This is a genomic window from Streptomyces milbemycinicus (genome assembly GCF_002154605.1).
Taxonomy (GTDB): Bacteria; Actinomycetota; Actinomycetes; order Streptomycetales; family Streptomycetaceae; genus Streptomyces; species Streptomyces milbemycinicus.
Genome location: NZ_MUNE01001307.1, coordinates 1 through 571, shown reverse-complemented (window position 1 = coordinate 571; position 571 = coordinate 1). Strand labels below are relative to the sequence as shown.

The 571-nt window shown below is 74.1% G+C and carries 1 pseudogene; it reads left to right on the top strand.

Annotated features, from left to right (window positions below):
* Window positions 1-571 (top strand): annotated as a pseudogene (locus CCN51_RS55665) (hypothetical protein); the annotation flags it as partial.

The following is a 571-nucleotide window of genomic DNA, read 5'->3' as shown; positions in this document are numbered from 1 at the left end:
ACGCCACCGGCAGGTCGGCCGAGCCCAACATCTCCCCGGACGGCACGACGCCCGGAACCGGAGGATCGGCCGACAACGATGCCAGCGGCGGGGCCTGGTACGGCTCCGGCGGCTCGTCGACGTCACCCGGCCGGGGTCAGGACGGCACGGGCGACGACGAGGGCGGCACGGACGGCAAGGACAAGGGGAACAACGGCAAGGACGACTCCTCGGCGCCGGACTCGAACGCGGGCGGCTGGGCGCTCAACGCCTGCCGCGACTATCTGGCGGCGGAGAGCGGCGATGCCGAGGCCGTCGACGCCAAGAACCTGCGCAAGCTGGAGAAGGCGGCGGGCAGCGCGACCGGGATCCACGGCTACTGCGTCGCGGTCGTCAACAACGGGGGAACCAGCGAGGGCACCCCGCGCAGCGGCGACAACAACGGCGACAACAGTGGGGGCGGGACCGGCGACAGCGGCCAGGGCGGCGACTCGGGCAGCGGCGACAACGGAGGCGGGGACGACCCGGGAAAAGGGGACGGGGGCACAGGCACTGACGACGGCCCGGCGCCCCCTCCGCCACCTCCTCCGCC